This window comes from Aminobacter sp. HY435 (assembly GCF_027568395.1).
Taxonomy (GTDB): Bacteria; Pseudomonadota; Alphaproteobacteria; order Rhizobiales; family Rhizobiaceae; genus Aminobacter.
Map to the genome: position 1 here is coordinate 309,686 of NZ_JANKZL010000001.1, position 16,648 is coordinate 326,333.

The 16,648-nt window shown below is 63.7% G+C and carries 16 protein-coding genes; 4 read left to right on the plus strand and 12 right to left on the minus strand.

Translation table 11 applies throughout. The annotated features are described in order from the left end of the window. Positions 1 to 2: 2 nt before the first annotated feature. Together PCJ21_RS01530 and PCJ21_RS01535 are read right to left on the minus strand one after the other, a co-directional pair. Positions 3 to 2,354 carry a xanthine dehydrogenase family protein molybdopterin-binding subunit gene (locus PCJ21_RS01530; protein ID WP_269929612.1) on the minus strand — a complete coding sequence of 784 codons (2,352 nt, stop codon included), beginning with the start codon at positions 2,352 to 2,354 and terminating at the stop codon, positions 3 to 5. A 115-nt stretch (positions 2,355 to 2,469) separates the two neighbouring features. Continuing rightward, positions 2,470 to 2,970, minus strand: a complete 501-nt coding sequence (locus PCJ21_RS01535; protein ID WP_269929613.1) for a (2Fe-2S)-binding protein — start codon at positions 2,968 to 2,970, stop codon at positions 2,470 to 2,472. 263 nt (positions 2,971 to 3,233) lie between these two features. Between PCJ21_RS01535 and PCJ21_RS01540 the strand changes: the two genes are divergently transcribed. Continuing rightward, positions 3,234 to 3,932, plus strand: coding sequence for a fumarylacetoacetate hydrolase family protein (locus PCJ21_RS01540; RefSeq protein WP_442865936.1), 699 nt, complete (start codon positions 3,234 to 3,236; stop codon positions 3,930 to 3,932). 19 nt (positions 3,933 to 3,951) lie between these two features. Here the strand turns inward: PCJ21_RS01540 and PCJ21_RS01545 are convergent, their stop codons facing one another. The 5 genes from PCJ21_RS01545 to PCJ21_RS01565 form a co-directional block, all read right to left on the minus strand. Then, positions 3,952 to 4,443 carry a MaoC family dehydratase gene (locus PCJ21_RS01545; RefSeq protein WP_269929614.1) on the minus strand — a complete coding sequence of 164 codons (492 nt, stop codon included), beginning with the start codon at positions 4,441 to 4,443 and terminating at the stop codon, positions 3,952 to 3,954. Positions 4,444 to 4,525: 82 nt separating this feature from the next. Continuing rightward, a complete protein-coding gene (locus tag PCJ21_RS01550) occupies positions 4,526 to 6,034 on the minus strand; it encodes an ATP-binding protein (protein WP_269929615.1) in 1,509 nt (502 codons plus the stop codon). Positions 6,035 to 6,267: 233 nt separating this feature from the next. Then, the gene (locus PCJ21_RS01555) at positions 6,268 to 6,699 is read right to left on the minus strand and encodes a phasin family protein (protein ID WP_269929616.1); all 432 of its coding nucleotides are present in this window, start codon (positions 6,697 to 6,699) and stop codon (positions 6,268 to 6,270) included. Positions 6,700 to 6,765: 66 nt separating this feature from the next. After that, positions 6,766 to 8,088 (minus strand): DUF445 domain-containing protein, encoded by a 1,323-nt coding sequence (locus PCJ21_RS01560; protein WP_269929617.1) that lies wholly within the window; start codon positions 8,086 to 8,088, stop codon positions 6,766 to 6,768. An 88-nt stretch (positions 8,089 to 8,176) separates the two neighbouring features. Beyond that, complete coding sequence (locus tag PCJ21_RS01565; protein ID WP_269929618.1) at positions 8,177 to 8,749, minus strand: GNAT family N-acetyltransferase; 573 nt, start codon at positions 8,747 to 8,749, stop codon at positions 8,177 to 8,179. Positions 8,750 to 8,994: 245 nt separating this feature from the next. Here PCJ21_RS01565 and rirA point away from each other — a divergent pair, with 245 nt between their 5' ends. After that, entirely contained in the window at positions 8,995 to 9,453 is a 459-nt protein-coding gene (rirA, locus tag PCJ21_RS01570) for an iron-responsive transcriptional regulator RirA (RefSeq protein ID WP_269929619.1), read from the plus strand. A gap of 69 nt (positions 9,454 to 9,522) precedes the next feature. Here the strand turns inward: rirA and PCJ21_RS01575 are convergent, their stop codons facing one another. The 5 genes from PCJ21_RS01575 to hemP are packed head-to-tail and all read right to left on the minus strand — an operon-like array spanning position 9,523 to position 13,659. Beyond that, complete coding sequence (locus PCJ21_RS01575; protein WP_269929620.1) at positions 9,523 to 10,314, minus strand: heme ABC transporter ATP-binding protein; 792 nt, start codon at positions 10,312 to 10,314, stop codon at positions 9,523 to 9,525. A gap of 29 nt (positions 10,315 to 10,343) precedes the next feature. Further along, on the minus strand, positions 10,344 to 11,474 hold the full coding sequence (locus PCJ21_RS01580; RefSeq protein ID WP_442865937.1) for a FecCD family ABC transporter permease: 1,131 nt from the start codon (positions 11,472 to 11,474) through the stop codon (positions 10,344 to 10,346). Continuing rightward, positions 11,458 to 12,357: a heme/hemin ABC transporter substrate-binding protein gene (locus PCJ21_RS01585; RefSeq protein ID WP_269929622.1), complete on the minus strand. Its 900-nt coding sequence runs from the start codon at positions 12,355 to 12,357 to the stop codon at positions 11,458 to 11,460. Before PCJ21_RS01585 ends, PCJ21_RS01580 begins: the two co-directional genes overlap by 17 nt. Positions 12,358 to 12,368: 11 nt before the next feature. After that, positions 12,369 to 13,424 (minus strand): hemin-degrading factor, encoded by a 1,056-nt coding sequence (locus PCJ21_RS01590; protein ID WP_269929623.1) that lies wholly within the window; start codon positions 13,422 to 13,424, stop codon positions 12,369 to 12,371. A gap of 10 nt (positions 13,425 to 13,434) precedes the next feature. After that, positions 13,435 to 13,659 (minus strand): hemin uptake protein HemP, encoded by a 225-nt coding sequence (gene hemP, locus PCJ21_RS01595; protein WP_269929624.1) that lies wholly within the window; start codon positions 13,657 to 13,659, stop codon positions 13,435 to 13,437. A 206-nt stretch (positions 13,660 to 13,865) separates the two neighbouring features. Between hemP and PCJ21_RS01600 the strand changes: the two genes are divergently transcribed. After that, entirely contained in the window at positions 13,866 to 16,031 is a 2,166-nt protein-coding gene (locus PCJ21_RS01600; protein ID WP_269929625.1) for a TonB-dependent hemoglobin/transferrin/lactoferrin family receptor, read from the plus strand. 254 nt (positions 16,032 to 16,285) lie between these two features. Next, complete coding sequence (locus tag PCJ21_RS01605) at positions 16,286 to 16,600, plus strand: antibiotic biosynthesis monooxygenase family protein (RefSeq protein ID WP_269929626.1); 315 nt, start codon at positions 16,286 to 16,288, stop codon at positions 16,598 to 16,600. Positions 16,601 to 16,648: the final 48 nt, after the last annotated feature.

Genomic DNA, 16,648 nt, shown 5'->3' on the forward strand with positions numbered 1-16,648 from the left:
CCTCAGTGCTTCGTGCCGGCGCGCAGCGCTGTCCAGACTTTCTGGGGCGTCGCCGGCATCGTCAGGTTCTCGTGGCCGAGCGCATCGGTGATGGCGTTGATGACTGCCGGCGGCGAACCGATGGCGCCGGCCTCGCCACAGCCCTTGATGCCGAGCGGATTGCCCGGGCAAGGCGTGTTCGACGTCGATATCTGGAACGACGGCAGGTCGTCGGCGCGCGGCATGGTGTAGTCCATGTAGCTGGCGGTCAGCAGTTGCCCCGCGCCGTCGTAGACTGCGCCCTCCAGCAGCGCCTGGCCGACGCCCTGAGCGATGCCGCCATGCACCTGGCCCTCGACGATCATCGGATTGATGATGTTGCCGAAATCATCGGCCGCGACGAACTGCACGATGTCGGTCTTGCCGGTTTCCGGATCGATCTCGACCTCGCAGATGTAGCAACCCGCCGGGAAAGTGAAGTTTGACGGATCGTAGAACGCCGTCTCCTTCAGGCCCGGCTCCATGCCCTGGGGCAGGTTGTGGGCGGTGTAGGCGGCAAGCGCCATCTGGAACCACGGCACGTTCTTGTCGGTGCCGGCCACCTTGAGCTGGCCGTTCTCGATGACGATGTCGCCCTCGTCGGCCTCGAGCAGGTGGGCCGCGATCTTCTTGGCCTTGGCTTCCACCTTGTCGAGCGCCTTGACGATGGCCGACATGCCGACCGCACCGGAACGCGAGCCGTAAGTGCCCATGCCCATCTGCACCTTGTCGGTGTCGCCATGCACGATCGAGACGCTGTCGAGCGGCACGCCGAAGCGCGAGTTGACCAGCTGAGCGAAGGTCGTCTCGTGGCCCTGGCCATGGCTGTGCGAGCCGGTCAACACCTCGATGGTGCCGACGGCGTTGACGCGGACCTCGGCCGATTCCCACAGGCCGACACCGGCGCCGAGCGAACCGACCGCCGCCGACGGCGCGATGCCGCAGGCCTCGATGTAGCAGCTCATGCCGATGCCGCGCAGCTTGCCCTTCTTGGCCGCTGCCGCCTTGCGCTTGGCGAAGCCGGCATAGTCGGCCTGCTTCATCGCGGCGTCGAGCGAGGTGCCATAGTCGCCGGCGTCGTAGCACATGATGACCGGCGTCTGATGCGGGAACTGCGTGACGAAGTTGCTGCGCCTGAGCTCTGCCGGTGAAACGCCGAGCTCACGCGCGGCGATCTCCATCGTGCGCTCGAGCACATAGGTGGCTTCAGGCCGCCCGGCGCCGCGATAGGCATCGACAGGCGCGGTGTTGGTGTAGACGGTGCGCACGTTGCCGTAGATCGCCGGGATGTTGTACTGGCCAGACAAAAGCGTGGCGTAAAGGTAGGTCGGCGTCGCCGAGGAGAACAGCGACATGTAGGCGCCGAGATTGGCGATGGTGTCGACCTTCAGCCCGACGATCCTGTTGTTCTTGTCGAAGCCCATTTCGACTGTCGTGTGGTGGTCGCGGCCGTGGGCGTCGGTGAGGAAGCTCTCGGTGCGGTCGGCAACCCATTTGACCGGGACGCCGGTCTTCTTGGAGGCCCACAGGCAGACGATCTCTTCCGGATAGATGTAGATCTTGGAACCGAAACCGCCCCCCACGTCGGGCGCGATGACACGCAGCTTGTTTTCCGGCGCGACGTTGTAGAACGCGCTCATCACCAGCCGCGCCACATGCGGGTTCTGCGAGGTGGTCCAGCAGGTGTAGTGATCCTCGGCCTTGTCGTAGTGGCCAAGCGCGGCGCGCGGCTCCATGGCGTTCGGAACCAGGCGATTGTTGACGATGTTGACGCGGGTAATATGGGCAGCGCCTTTCAGGGCGGCGTCAGCGGCCTTTTCATCGCCGATGCCCCAGTCGAAGATCAGGTTGCCATCTGCTTCGGGATGCAACTGCGGCGCGCCCTTGGCCAGCGCCTCGACGGCATCCGCCACCGATTTGCGCTCCTTGTAGGTGATCTCGACGGCCTCGGCGGCGTCGCGCGCCTGCCCCTTGGTGTCGGCCACGACGATGACGACCGCATCGCCGACGTAGCGGACCCGGTCGACGGCCAGCGGCGACCACGCCCCCATCTTCATCGGCGAGCCGTCCTTGGAGTGGATCATCCAGCCGCAGATCAGGTTGCCGATGCCGTCGGCCTTGAGCTGTTTGCCGGTCAGCACGCCGATCACGCCCGGCATGGCCTCCGCCTTCCTGACGTCGATCTTCTTGATATCGGCATGCGCGTGCGGACTGCGCACGAACGCGGCGTGCTTCATGCCGGGCACGACCATGTCGTCGACATAGCGACCCGCGCCGGTGATGAACCTCTTGTCTTCCTTGCGCGCAACACGCGCGCCAACGCCTTCCATTCCCATTGCAGTTCCTCCCGAACCTCAAGTAGCGAATAGCGAATAGTGAGTAGCGAAGAGGGGACCGCGTTTGCTTTCGGGGAGAGTTCCCTACTCGCTATTCGCTACTCCCCATTCGCTTCTACGCCGCCTTCTTCGCCTTGTTCTTGGATGCCTTGGCCATCGTCTTCGAAGCGGCGAGGATCGCCTTGACGATGTTGTGGTATCCGGTGCAGCGGCAGATGTTGCCTTCAAGTTCGGCGCGCACGGTGGCCTCGTCGAGGCCTTCGGGATGCCGGCGGATCATGTCGGTCGCCGTCATGATCATGCCTGGCGTGCAGAAGCCGCATTGCAGGCCGTGATGTTCCTTGAACGCCGCCTGCACGGGGTGCAGGTCGGCTCCGTCAGCGAGACCCTCGATCGTGGTAATGGTCGAGCCGGAGGCCTGTGCCGCAAGCATCGTGCATGACTTCATCGCCTTGCCATCGACATGGACGACGCAGGCGCCGCATTGCGACGTGTCGCAACCGACATGCGTGCCGGTCAGGCCCAAGTGCTCGCGCAGGAAATGAACTAGAAGCGTGCGGTCCTCCACCGCGCCGCTGACCTTTCGGCCGTTCACGACCAAAGTAACCTCTGACATGAAACCTCCCACTGTTGCCGCGACCGGCCAGGCAGACCCCGCACCCGTCAGGTGAGCAAATCCTATCCTTGCAAATTGCGGCTGCAAGCGCCTTTTTGATTCCAGACACGCATTGCGTGCAGGACAGCCAGAAAAACGACTGTCGCTCGACTTGCGACGACTTGGCTCGTCCAACAAAAAGCGATGGCCGCTGATCCGATTGGAAGTGGAATGCGCACGCGGATCATGCGAAAAGCCTGCATCATTTTCACGGGAGGCTGCCCTTGGCCACTTTCGTCATCACGCCGCCGGATCCGGCTTCCGTCGCCGTTGCAGGTTCGCCGGACAGGTTTCCGGTACGCCGCATCTTCTGCGTCGGCCGCAACTATGCCGCACACGCCCGCGAGATGGGCAACGATCCCGACCGCGAGCCGCCGTTCTTTTTCGGCAAACCCGCAGACGCCGTGGTCGACAGCGGCACAATCATCCCCTATCCGCCCTTGACCGAAAGCCTGCACTACGAGGTCGAACTGGTCGTGGCCATCGGCCGGGGCGGCGTGAACATCGACGCCACCGACGCGCTTGGCCATGTCTGGGGCTATGGCGTGGGCATCGACTTCACCCGCCGCGATCTGCAGGACACCGCCAAGAAGATGGGCAGGCCGTGGGACTGGGCCAAGGGCTTCGACCGCTCCGCGCCATGCGGGCCGCTCGTCCGCGCCGCCGACATCGGCCATCCATCCGCCGGGCGCATCTGGCTTTCAGTCAATGGCGAGAGCAGGCAGCAAGGCGACCTCGCTGAGCTCATCTGGACGATCCCGGAGGTCATCGCGATCTGCAGCCAGTCGATGGAACTCAAGGCCGGCGACCTGATCTACACCGGCACCCCTGCCGGCGTTGGCGCGGTGACGCCTGGCGACCGCATCGCCGCCGGCGTCGACGGCGTCGGCGAAATTGCAATCGCTATTGCCAATCCGCGTTGAAACAAAACCGGGCGGCGGCTCAGGCCGTCGCCTTCTTGCGCCGCTCGTAGAGCATGACGAGCGTTTCCGCCACGAGCGCCGGCTTGGCCTCGCCCTCGATCTCGATGGTGTTTTCGGCCTTGAGCAGATATTGCCCCGGCCCCTTGTCCTCCATCGACATCAGCACGGTGCGCATGCGCACCTGCGAGCCGACCTTGACCGGCGAGACAAAGCGGACCCTGTCGAGCCCGTAGTTGAAAGCGGCCTGGGTACTCACCGGGACGACGCCCATTTCCTGGATCAGCGCGCCAATCAGCGACAGCGTCAGAAAGCCGTGGGCGATGGTGGTGCGGAATGGACTCTGGCGCCGCGCCCGCTCGGGATCGACATGGATCCACTGGTGGTCGCCGGTGCATTCGGCGAAGCCGTCGATACGCGACTGGTCGATTGTCACCCATTCGGAAACGCCGATTTCCTGCCCGATCTTGCAGCGCAGCTCCTCAAAGGTCTCGATCGGTTCGGCCAGGCTCATTCGTTCCCCCGTCTGATGGCGCAGCATCTACCGGGGACCATGAACCGCACGCGATTGTCAACCTCCACAGGCGGTCAGCGGCCTATTCGGCAGCCTGGCGCTCGGCCAGATCGTCGGTTCGTTCCGGATCGCCCGGGGCCGTCTCGCAGCCCAACTCGGGAAACGCAACCGAACGCTTGCCGTGGAAATCGGTACGCACGACAGCCAGCCCCTGCTCTTCGAAATAGGTGAGGAGCCGCCGCGCCCGCCGCGCCGAGTGACTGCCGTAGGCGTGCGCGATGGCTGCGTCCGATGGACAAGGCGCGCCCTTGACGGCCGCCTGGGCAACGATCAGGAACACCGCCTGCAGATCCTCCGGCAGCGATGCCGACATGCCAAGCGCCTGCTGCCAGGTGTCGCTCGACGCCGTCTCGTCGTCGATGCCCGAGCGGGCCACGGCGTAGCGGCGACGAAAGATGGACAGCGGCGGCGGCTCGCCCTGCATGCGCTTGATGCGGCAGCGGACAAGGAAATCCTGGTAGAGCACGGCGTCGGTACGGAAAGCCGCATCGGGATCGTCGACCATCTCGCGCACGATGGTGTCGATCAGCGCTTCGCGTTCAGCCTCGTCGAACAGCGGGAAGATCGGCTCGGCAACGGGCGCCGAAGCTTCCGCCCTCACCTGCGAAAGCTGGGCGATGATGTCTGCGGTCGGCGTCGGGGTCGGCGCGGGCGGACGCCTGACCGGCTGGCGCGCCTCGAGCGGCGCCGGCGCAAAGATCAGGTCGCGCGTGTCGTCGTTGGCGTCGGGCAGCGGCATCAGCTTGGGGCTGACCGACCGCGCCGACGTTTCGACCGAACCGATGGCGATCGGCAGCGGCCGCCGCGACATCGCCGGTCCGAGCGCCACGAAATTGCCGCGCGCCAGATCGCGGAACATTTCCGCCTGCCGCCGCTCCATGCCGAGCAGGTCGGCGGCGCGCGCCATGTCGATGTCGAGAAAGGTGCGCCCCATCAGGAAGTTGGACGCTTCGGCGGCAACGTTCTTGGCGAGCTTGGCGAGGCGCTGGGTGGCAATGACGCCGGCCAGCCCGCGCTTGCGGCCGCGGCACATCAGGTTGGTCATCGCCCCGAGCGAGATCTTGCGGGCATCGTCCGACACCTCGCCGGCAACGGCGGGCGCGAAAAGCTGGGCTTCGTCGACGACCACCAGCACAGGATACCAGTGGTCGCGGTCCGCATCGAACATGCCATTGAGGAAGGCTGCCGCGCCGCGCATCTGCTGCTCGACGTCCAGCCCCTCGAGATTGAGCACGACGGAGACGCGATGCTGGCGGATACGTCCGGCAATGCGGGTAAGCTCCGCCTCGGTGCGCTGGGCGTCGACCACGACGTGATTGAAGCGGTCGGCAAGCGTGACGAAATCGCCTTCGGGATCGATCACGCACTGCTGTACCCATGGCGCGCTCTGTTCGAGCAAGCGGCGCAACAGATGTGACTTCCCCGAGCCCGAGTTGCCTTGAACCAGCAATCGGGTCGCAAGAAGTTCTTCGAGATCAAGCTGGGCCTTCGTCCCGCCGGACGCCGCCCCCATCTCGATGGCTACCTTCATCCTCTTCCCCAGTTGAATCCCAAAGCGACAGCCCAAGAATCGACCGCGATTCTCCGACGGCACAATAGCCGGATTCAAAATGTTTCAGTGACTTTGTGAGCCCGAATGGACACACGGCGCGTCAGTGGTGATCGGCCTTGCTTAGCATCGACGGGCCGGCAATGCGCGGCCCGTCTCCGGTAACCCACAAGAGAGCGGCAGGTGCCGTGGCGGCACTCGTTTGGCGATAGCGGTTACTTCTTCTTGTCGTAGCTGTCGCGAATTTCCTGCATCGATTCACGGATGCGCTCGCGCAGCACCTCTATCGATTCCGTGCTCGACTTGCGCGCGATCTCGGCCATCTCGCCAGCATTCCTGAGCGCGGCCTCGAACGAACGCTTGGCGAATTCTGCCTGCTTGCCGACCAGTTCCCCGGGGTTGCCCGGCGCCCGCAGTCCCTGCACCGCCTCGGTGATTTCGCGCAACGCCTCGTGCATCATCTCGCGCTGCTTGGCGGCAAGCGAGGAGGCGCCGGATGCGCCCGCCTTGACCGACTTTTCCAGCGCCTCGAGGTTCTTGCGGTGATGGCTGACGATGGCGTCGACGTCGACCGCCGGCAGCTTCAGATCGCGTCCGAACTTCGCAAACATGTCCATGAAGGATTCCGATTCCGGCTGCTTGGCCATGGCTCGCTCCTGTCTGGCCCGGGCCTTCCCAGGCATGCAACGAGAATAGACCGACAGTGGTCCCGGTCAATTCGCCAGGAACAGCAGTTCCGCCGAATACAGCGCAAGCCCGGCGAGACCGCCGATCACCATGCCGTTGAAGCGTATATATTGCAGGTCACGGCCGATATTGATCTCCATAAGCCTGGTCAGTTGGCCGAGGTCCCAGCGCTTGACCTGCTCGGCGATGAAACCTGAAACACCGCTCTTCTGGTTCTCGACGAACGACGCCAGGGCCACGACGAAACCTTCGTTCATATCGGACCTGATCTGCGGATCGCGCGCCAGGTTCTGGCCGATCTCCACGAACATGGCGGACAGGTGCCTGCGCGTCATCGACTCCTGGGCCGCCACATCCTGCTCGATGAAGCGGCGCATGCTCGACCAGATGTCGTTGGCCAGGCCCCGCAGTTCCGGCCGCGCCAGGAAATTGCGCTTCAGCTGGTCGGCGCGCCGGGCGTAGTCGGGCGAATGGCGCAGCTTGTCGACGAAACCGTAGACGAAGCGGTCGAATTCGCCGCGCAGCGGATGATCCGGGTCCGCCCTCACCTCCTCGAGCAGCGTCGCCGCCGACGAGACGATGCGCTTCAGAAGATAGGCGTCGGCACGGAACAGATTGAACACGGACGGCAGCTCTTCCCGGATCTTCTCGCGCAGCACGGCGAGCGCCTGCTCGTCGTTGAGGAAATTGCCGATAATCTTGGTGAACTCGTCGAAAAGGCGCTGATGGCGGCGGTCCTCGGTCAGCGCCGACAGCAATTCGGCCGCCAGCGGCGCGACATCGACCTTGGCAGCGCGTTCGAGCAGGCGGCGGGTGGCAAATTCGCGCAAGCCGGTGTCTTCGACGGCCTGGAGCATTTTCGGCATCAGGCGCCCGACGAATACCGACAGGTCCTCGGCACGAGCGCGGTCCGACAGCCAGTCGGCCACGAGCGCTGCGAAATCCACCTCTTTCAGCTTTTGCCGAACAGGCTCCGGTGCCAGAAAATTGGTCTCGATGAAGCGGCCGAGGTTGTCGGCAATGCGCTCCTGATTGGACGGGACGATCGCCGTGTGGGGGATGGGCAGGCCGAGCGGGCGCTTGAACAGGGCGACGACCGCGTACCAGTCGGCCAACCCGCCAATGGTCGCGGCCTCGGCGAAGGCGGCGACAAAACCCAGCCAAGGCCAGCTGCCTTCGAGGGACTTGGCGACAGCGAACACGCAAACGCAGAGCGCCAGCGTCGCCGTCGCAGCAAACTTCGTCCGCCGCAACGCCTTGAGCTTCTCGGTGTCAATCGCCTTTGCGGCAGTCGTTTCACTCGACAAGACACGGCCAGCCGCTGCGGACTGGCTTTGCGACGAAGACATCGGCGGAATTCCCTGTTTGCTACAGGAACTATATCGGCAACGCCGCCTGACGCTTCAATTCGAAATGCAGTTCAGGTCGAAATGCCGGTCAGGCTGCCATCGCCTTGCCGACGCTGCGCTGACCGAGATCGGACTGCGTCGCGTATCCCGGTTCGGTATCGGCCGGGTCGCCGGCTTCCAACTCGATGACCCCATTGGTTTCGCCCAGTTCGAAGCTGAGTTTGGCATTGAACCGGCGGGCCAGCGCCTTCATCGCCAGATTGCTCGAATGGGTCGTCACCTGCAGGCGGCTGTATCCGAGCCCGCGCGCCTGGGCGATCAGCCGCCGAAACAGGCGGGCGCCGATGCCGCGGTGCTGGATCTTGCGTTCGACGCTGAAGGCTATCTCTGCGGTCGGCTCTTGTTCTTCGGGGCGCTCATGCAACTCGGCCGCGCCCAAAACCTTGTCGCCCTCGACATAACCGACGACCGTCACGCCTTCGTGAAAACAGCGCTCGGCATACGCTCGCAGGAAATCGTCGTCGGCGATGCCGTTGAAGCGGTCGCGCCTGCTCTGACCGTCCAACCTCAGGAGATGTTCGGCAAAGCGGTGCAGATCGGACGGCCTGAGCTGGCGGATGGTGCCTACCAGCGGCCGCTGAGAATATATGATCTGTTCCATGTCGCAGTCCTCATGGGTTCCTCCCAGAGTCTTATCCGACGTCGCCAATATTGTGCATTGCAGCATCATTTTCAACCCTGCGAGCTGCCCGCTCCTGCAAAGCTGGCTTGCGTTTCCGGAGGGACCGACACAGATTGTTGAATATTCTCATCATGAATTATTAACGTGGCTTGTCTGGAATTGTTCTAAGGTGTAGGCCATATGAACGGGCAACAACTTGTCCACGCCACTGCGAGGAATCGTTCATGCGCCTGACCCGCCAGACCAACTACGCAATGCGCATCCTGATGTATTGTGCGGCGAATGACGGAAGGCTGAGCCGGGTTCCGGAAATCGCTGCCGCCTATGCGGTTTCCGAGCTTTTCCTGTTCAAGATCCTGCAGCCGCTGGTCGAGGCAAAGCTCGTCGAGACCGTTCGCGGCCGCAACGGCGGCGTACGGCTTGCCAAGCCGGCCGACAAGATCTCGCTGTTCGACGTGGTCCGCGTGACGGAAGAAAATTTCGCCATGGCCGAATGCTTCGAGGCCGACGCCGATTGCCCGCTGATGGACAGCTGCGGCCTGAACTCGGCGCTGCGCGAAGCGCTGAACGCCTTCTTCGAAGTGCTTGGCCGCTACACCATCGCCGACCTGGTTGCCGCGCGTCCCAACATGCGCGACGTGCTCGGCATCGATCTGCTGACACCGCGCGCGCTGGCAAGCTGACGCGTCCCTCGAGCCTCTGAAAAAGCTGCCGGGACTGAGGCCGCGCCGCTGGCGCAGTCTCCTGGTGTTTCAGGCCACCGCCGACTGCGGCAAGACGAAGGGCACGTTTGCCGCCGGCAATGCGCCGACCCGCAGCCTGCAGCCGAACACCTTTTCGATCAGCTCGTCTTTCAACACATCCTGCGGCGTGCCCGTTGCCGCAAGCCGGCCGCGGTGCATGACGCCGATCCGGTCGGCATACATCGCCGTCAGGTTGAGGTCGTGCAGGATGGCGATCACGCCGCCTCCCCGCCGGGCAAAATCGCGGGCGATGTTCATGATGATGAGCTGGTGCTTGATGTCGAGGCTGGAAACCGGTTCGTCGAGGAACAGGTAGCGCGCCTGGCCATCAAGCACCGGCGCCCACACCTGGCACAGCACCCGCGCCAATTGCACGCGCTGCTGCTCGCCGCCCGAGAGTTCCTGATAGAACCGCCCGGCGAAGCCTTCCAGGTCGACGCGCGCCAATGCCCGCTCCGGCAGACGGTCGCCCTCCCCGGCCAGCGCGCCGGTCCGGCCGCCGGTAATGCCGAGCTTGACGATCTCGCGCACCGTGAAAGGAAACGACAGCGCGGTCGACTGCGGCAGCACAGCGCGCATGCCCGCCGCCTCCCACGGCTTGAGCGCTGCGATATCGCGGCCGTTGAGCGAGATCGAACCGGTGTAGCCCAGCTCACCGGTCATCGCCTTCAGGAAGGTGGTTTTGCCCGAACCGTTGGGGCCGACGATCGCCGCGAATTCTCCAGGACGGACGATCAGATCGACGTCGCTGACGATGCGCTTGCTGCCGATCGACACGGAAACCTGACGGGCTTCGATCATGTTGTCCTCTCAGTTCGCGGCGAATGCCGTCACAGGTCGACGACGCCGCGCTTGCGCAGCAGTATCCACAGGAAGAACGGTCCGCCGACAGCGGCGGTGACGATGCCGATCGGCAGCTCCGCCGGGGCAACGATGGTGCGGCTCACCGCATCGGCGAGCAGCAGCAGGCATCCGCCCAACAGCGCCGACGCCGGCAGCAGGTAGCGGTTGTCCGGACCGATGGCGAGGCGCAGCAGGTGCGGCACCACGATGCCGACGAAGCCAATGCCGCCGCTGACCGCGACCGAAGCGCCGATGGCGCCGGAAACGGCCACGATGGCCACGTATTTCAGCCGCTGCACAGGAACGCCAAGATGATTGGCGGTGGCCTCGCCGAGCGACAGGGCGTTGAGCCCCTTTGCCAGGAAGGGGGTGACGGCAAGCGCCAGGACGATGATCGGGCCAGACGCCGCGATCTTGCCCCAGGTCGCGCCGGCCAGCGAGCCCAGCTGCCAGAAGGTCAGGTCGCGCAGCTGCCGGTCGTCGGCCATGTAGACCAGGATACCGGTCAGCGCGACCGCCATGGCGCCGAGCGCGATACCGGCCAGCAGCATGGTGGCGATGGAAGTGCGGCCCTGCCGCGTCGCGACATTGTAGAGAGTGACGGTCGTCACCAGGCCGCCGCCAAAGGCTGCCAGCGGCAACGCAAAACTTCCGAGCAAGGCGGTGAACGGCGCAAGCACAGTCGAGCCCAGCACGATGACCGACACGGCACCGAGCCCGGAGCCTGCAGAAACGCCGATCAGGCCGGGATCGGCAAGCGGATTGCGAAACAGCCCCTGCATCACCGCACCGGAGACGGCAAGTGCCGCACCAATCAGGATGCCGAGGATCACCCGTGGCAAGCGAATGTCGTAGATGATGATGCTGTCACGGGCCGAAAGCGCTTCCTGGCCGGGAGTGGCGCCAAACAACCAATCCTTGACCAGCCCCCATGCCGAAGCATCCGAAGCCCCCCATGTCAGGCTGAACAGCGCCGTCAACGCCAGCATCACGGCCAGCACGCCAACGACCAGCAACGCCCGCGCCGAGCGGTCGCCGCTATCATGACGGGAGGCTTCGCCGGCCGTGCCGGCGAATGTTTCGTCTGTCACTGGCCTGGCCTTACTTCTTGGCAGCATCGCCGTAGAAGGCGATGGCGAGAGCCTTGACGGCGCCGGCAGTGCGCGGACCGAAGCCGAGCAGGTAGGCGGCATCCATGCGGATGAGGTTCTTGGCCTGGCCCGCCGGCGTCGAGGCAATCGCCGGATGGCCGTAGAGATCGCTGTCATCGACAGCGAGCCCTCCGTCCCGGTCCATCATCAGGATGACGTCAGGCTTGGCGGTGATCGCAGCCTCGTCGGTCAGTTGCTTGTAGCCGGAAAAGCCCTCGACCGCGTTGACCCCGCCGGCAAGGGCGATGATGCCGGCTGCCGCGGTATCGCTCCCCGAAGAAAGGATCTTGCCGCCCTGCATGCTCAGGATGAACAGGACCCGCTTGCGCTCGCCCGCCGGGATCGCCGTGGTCAGGGCTTCGGCCTCGCCAAGCTGCTTGTCGACTTCCGCCGCCAGTGTTTCGGCCTTGGCGTCGGCGCCGAGCGCCTTGCCGACGACGCGGATCTTGTCGAGGATGCCCTGGTGGGAAAACCCGTCGGGCACGACGATGAACGGAATGCTCGCCTTCTTGAGCACGTCGATGGCTTCCTTGGGCCCGCTGCCCTGCAAGGCCAGGATGCCTGACGGATTGACCGACAGCACGCCTTCTGGCGACAGCGCCCGCAAGTAGCCGACGTCGGGCAACTTGAAAGCCGCCTCCGGATAGACACTGGTCGAGTCGCGGGCAACGAGCTTGCCCTCCTCGCCCAGTGCATAGACGATCTCGGTGATCGAGCCGCCGACAGACGCGACGCGCGACTTGTCGGCAAGGACGCTTGCGCCTTCTTCGGCGAAACCGACCGCGGTGGCTGAAAGCATGACCGACAGGCCTAATGCGGCTGCGCGTGCCAGCCGTTGGGTAGTCGACATCATCGTTCTCCTTATGCCGCGTCCTGCTGCGGGGCGCTTGGCAGTGCCTCGACCAGGCCGCGCCAGTCGTCGCGTTCGCTCTGGCCTTCCTTCCGCTTGCCGAAGAACTGGATGATCATCTCGCCGTTGGCGTCATAAGCCTCGATCGAAGTGACATGGCCGTCCGTGTTCGGCTTGCGCACCGCCCACAACTCGGCGACGTGGTCGAGGCGCAGATGCAGGTGGAAGGTCTCGTCCATCACGTTGATCCACGGCCCCATCGGCTTGACGTTTTCGATCGGGCCGGAATGGATCTGGATACAGCCGTGATTGCCGACAAAACACATGATCGGCTGCCCGCTCTCGGCCGCCTGATGGAACACGGTTGCAAGCGCGTCGTTTGCCAGCGTCCAGGCATAGTCGCGGCCGACCATCCGCATCGCCTGCTGGCGACCGAGCTTGAGCGAACGCAAGATGCCGAAGAACTGGTGCACGTCGGTCATCGTGCTCCAACGCTGGCGAAGCTCCGCGACATCGACGCCTTCTTCAGCGGCAGGCTTTTCAACGACCGGATGCACGATGGCGATAGCCGGGTCCTGGTTTTCGCTGACAAGCGATTCGACCAGCTTCTGGTAGGCGGAAAGATTGGACGCCGGACGCAGATGGATCTTGTGAACGGCAGTGCCTGCGGCGTCGAAGAACTGCAGGCTGCGGCGGATTTCCGCGCCGTCGCTCTTTTCGACGGCAAAGCCATGGATCCAGTTGCTCGGGAAGATGCGCAGGTCGATCTGCTCGCCCAGAACCATGGCATTGTGCTTGCCCGGCACCACCTTGTCGTAGACGCCGATCTTTTCATGGACAGCGCTGTCGTTGCGCGTCAGCGCCATGACTTCGCCGACCGCCTCAATGCCGGCGAGCAGGTCATTGACGCGCGGCTCGATGCGAACGACACCCTCGCCGCAATGCGCGGCGACCAGTTCGGCTTCAGAGATGCCGAGCTGGCTGGCGAGATCGCGCTCGCGCATTTTCGGGTTGTCGATTCGCGCCCGCCTGATTTCGTGTGGGTTGGGCCTTACGCGCTGGTCCATTTCGAAACACCTATTTGTTGAGAATGAGCTTGCCCTGACGGGTAATCTTGAGGCGGTAGAGGGCGCCGCCGTGGTCGATGCCGATCTCGAAATCGCCGAGGAACAGCGACTCGCTGGCCAGCGTCCTGACGGCCAGCGTGCCGGCCGTAGGACGTGGTGCAATCTGGCCTTCCGGGCGCCGGTAACCCTGCCGGAATTGGCCTGAACGGAAATGGTTCGGATTGTGCGAATTCATTTCATTCCACTCCTTGTTCCATTTTCCCGCACCGGCTCAGCCGATCGGGCCCGTTTTGTTCAAATCAATTAGTTGACTCAAACATTCATGTTTATTAGTCAGTGCAATACCGGAGCAATCGAGTCAACATTTAACACGCACCGGGCAGACGAAAAATTGCCAGCGAGCACCACGCGAGCCAGCGCAGGGACATTTGGAGTTGGGACATGGGGCTGTTTGCTCGGAACAAGGCTGCTCTGTTGGGCGGAGCGGCTGCACTGGTATTGGCTGGAACTTTGGCAGCGAGCGCACAACAGGCTGCGACCGCGACTGGCAGCGGAACTCAGGCGGGTCAGCCGCTGAACCAGACACCGGTAGATGCGAGTTCGGTGACACTGCTGGACAGGCTTGTTTTCATCACACGCACGGGCGAAGCCCCGATCGACACCATGGCTTCGGTGAGCCACATCGGCGGCGAGCCGCTTGAACGCCGCATGGCGACGACCCCGCAGGACATCTTTTTCGGCGTGCCCGGCGTCGTCACGCAGACCGACTCCAAGCGATCGCTGTCCACGATCAACATCCGCGGCCTGCAGGATTTCGGTCGCGTGGCTGTGATCGTCGACGGCGCGCGCCAGAACTTCCAGCGCTCGGGCCACGGGACTCAGAGCGTGTTCTGGATCGATCCGGATCTGGTGCAGCAGGTCGACATCATTCGCGGCCCGGTCTCCAACACCTATGGTTCCGGAGCCATCGGCGGCGTCGTCACCTTCGAAACCAAGGATGCCGAGGATTTCCTCAAGGATGGCGAGACCTGGGCAGCGTCGACCACCGGCAGGTATGAGTCCAACGGCAACGGCTGGACCACAAGCACGACCGGCGCGTACAAGTTCAATGAGGCGTTCGATGTTCTGGGCAACATCGTCTATCGCGACTACGGCAACTACACCGATGGCGGCGGCAAGGAAGTTCGCGGCAGCGGCTTCGACGTGCTGAGTGGGCAGCTCAAGTCGACCATCCGCCCGACCGACAACAGCGAACTCAAGCTCGGCTGGGTCGGCGCCGACAATGAATGGACCGAAGGCCTCGACGCCTACAATTCCAAGCTCAAGCAGAACACGCTGACAGCCCGCTACAACGTCACCGACGAGGACAACAGCTGGCTCGACCTGCACATCAACGGTTCGCTCAACATGGCGAATCTCGACCAGACCTTTCTCAAGGACACGCCGCAGTTCGATGCCAGTACCGGCGCTCCAGTCATCGTGCCGGCAGGATCGACGGCCGCCTATGACCTCAAGACCCACGGCCTCGACATCTGGAACACATCGCGCTTCGACACCGGCGCGCTCTATCACGAGCTGACCTACGGCGGCGACTGGGTCTCCGACGACGTCGAGACGGTCTCTGGCAACGGCGGCGCCAACGTCTACACGCCTTCGGGCAAGCGCTCGCTCTGGGGCCTGCATGTCCAGGACAAGATTTCATATGACGAATGGCTGGAGGTCATTGGCGGGCTTCGCTACGACAGCTACAGCCTCGATGGCAAAAGCGCCGAAAGCTCGGGAGATCGCGTCTCGCCACGCATCACCGTTGGCGTGTCGCCATTCAGCGCCGACGCCTTCAAGGGCCTGCAGCTGTACGGCACCTACGCCGAAGGCTATCGTTCGCCGAGCATCACCGAAACATTGATGAGCGGCATCCACCCGAACGGCGTTGCCTTCCCCTTCCTGCCCAACCCCAATCTCAAGCCGGAAACGAGCAAGACCTGGGAATTCGGCGTCAACTACAAGCGTGATGGCCTGTTTTATGAAGACGACAGCCTGCGCCTGAAGGCGGCCTACTTCAACAACGACGTCAGCGACTACATCGGCAGCCGGACGCTGTCCGCGCACGTGCCCGGCAGCGGTTGCCCGATGTTCAATCCGATGGTGCCGATCTGCTCGCAGTACCAGAACTTCGCCAACGCCAAGATCGACGGCGTCGAGCTCGAGGCCATGTACGACGCCGGACACTTCTTCACCGGCCTGAGCGCTTCGGTCACCGACGGCTACACCGTGACATATGCCGGCGTACGCGCCGGTCTGGTCTCGAACCCGTCGTCGCAGGTTACCGCGAGCCTTGGTTTCCGCATGCTCGAGAACAAGGCGCTCACCTTCGGCGGCGAGGTCCAGTACAATGGCGCGCCCGATGGCGCTCGCTACGCCGAGGACTACACCCTTGTGAACGTCTTCGCCAACTACCAGGTCAACGACAACTTCCGTCTCGACTTCCGCGCCGACAACCTGTTCGACGTCAAGTATGCGAACCCGCTCAACGCGACCACCACGTCGATCGTCTATGAACCCGGCCTGACGCTGAAGTTCGGCGCAACCATGCGCTTCGGAGGCTGATCGAAATGGCCAGGACAGCGTCATTGCTCCGTTCTCTGACCGCGGCGATGGCGATGTAGCTAGCGGGTGAAGCAGGAGCGCAAAATGCTCCTGCCTCCCCTGCCCTTGTGCCGATATGGCAGACTATCGGGGTCGCTCCGTCTCGCAAGCGGGACCGAACCCATCCGCAGACAGCGCCGGGGACAATGTCATACCCTACGCAGGGCTCGGACACAGATGACAGCGCAACGCAAGATCCGTTGAGAGGAAATGCCATGTACATCGCCATGAACCGCTTCAAGGTACAGAACGGCTCCGAGACCGCCTTTGAGGACGTCTGGAAGAACCGCGACTCCTCGCTCAACGAGATGAAGGGCTTTCGTGAGTTCCACCTGCTGCGCGGCCCTGCGAACGAAGCCGAGGGCTACACGCTCTACGCTTCGCACACGGTCTGGGCCAGCCAGGACGATTTTGTCGCCTGGACCAAGTCGGAGAATTTCCGCAACGCGCACAAGAATGCCGGCTCCTCCAAGGCCTCCTATGTCGGCCATCCGCAGTTCGAGGGTTTCTCGGTCGTCGAAGGCGCCTGAACGGCATGACCGACCTCGCCCGCAGTTGCGCTTCGGTTGCGCACCGGA

What these genes read in the sequence shown, in the direction of transcription:
- PCJ21_RS01530 (WP_269929612.1), bottom strand. Translation starts at nt 2,354, where the DNA reads ATGGGAATGGAAGGCGTTGGCGCGCGTGTTGCGCGCAAGGAAGACAAG.
- PCJ21_RS01535 (WP_269929613.1), bottom strand. Translation starts at nt 2,970, where the DNA reads ATGTCAGAGGTTACTTTGGTCGTGAACGGCCGAAAGGTCAGCGGCGCG.
- PCJ21_RS01545 (WP_269929614.1), bottom strand. Translation starts at nt 4,443, where the DNA reads ATGAGCCTGGCCGAACCGATCGAGACCTTTGAGGAGCTGCGCTGCAAG.
- PCJ21_RS01550 (WP_269929615.1), bottom strand. Translation starts at nt 6,034, where the DNA reads ATGAAGGTAGCCATCGAGATGGGGGCGGCGTCCGGCGGGACGAAGGCC.
- PCJ21_RS01555 (WP_269929616.1), bottom strand. Translation starts at nt 6,699, where the DNA reads ATGGCCAAGCAGCCGGAATCGGAATCCTTCATGGACATGTTTGCGAAG.
- PCJ21_RS01560 (WP_269929617.1), bottom strand. Translation starts at nt 8,088, where the DNA reads ATGTCTTCGTCGCAAAGCCAGTCCGCAGCGGCTGGCCGTGTCTTGTCG.
- PCJ21_RS01565 (WP_269929618.1), bottom strand. Translation starts at nt 8,749, where the DNA reads ATGGAACAGATCATATATTCTCAGCGGCCGCTGGTAGGCACCATCCGC.
- rirA (WP_269929619.1), top strand. Translation starts at nt 8,995, where the DNA reads ATGCGCCTGACCCGCCAGACCAACTACGCAATGCGCATCCTGATGTAT.
- PCJ21_RS01575 (WP_269929620.1), bottom strand. Translation starts at nt 10,314, where the DNA reads ATGATCGAAGCCCGTCAGGTTTCCGTGTCGATCGGCAGCAAGCGCATC.
- PCJ21_RS01580 (WP_442865937.1), bottom strand. Translation starts at nt 11,474, where the DNA reads ATGCTGCCAAGAAGTAAGGCCAGGCCAGTGACAGACGAAACATTCGCC.
- PCJ21_RS01585 (WP_269929622.1), bottom strand. Translation starts at nt 12,357, where the DNA reads ATGTCGACTACCCAACGGCTGGCACGCGCAGCCGCATTAGGCCTGTCG.
- PCJ21_RS01590 (WP_269929623.1), bottom strand. Translation starts at nt 13,424, where the DNA reads ATGGACCAGCGCGTAAGGCCCAACCCACACGAAATCAGGCGGGCGCGA.
- hemP (WP_269929624.1), bottom strand. Translation starts at nt 13,659, where the DNA reads ATGAATTCGCACAATCCGAACCATTTCCGTTCAGGCCAATTCCGGCAG.
- PCJ21_RS01600 (WP_269929625.1), top strand. Translation starts at nt 13,866, where the DNA reads ATGGGGCTGTTTGCTCGGAACAAGGCTGCTCTGTTGGGCGGAGCGGCT.
- PCJ21_RS01605 (WP_269929626.1), top strand. Translation starts at nt 16,286, where the DNA reads ATGTACATCGCCATGAACCGCTTCAAGGTACAGAACGGCTCCGAGACC.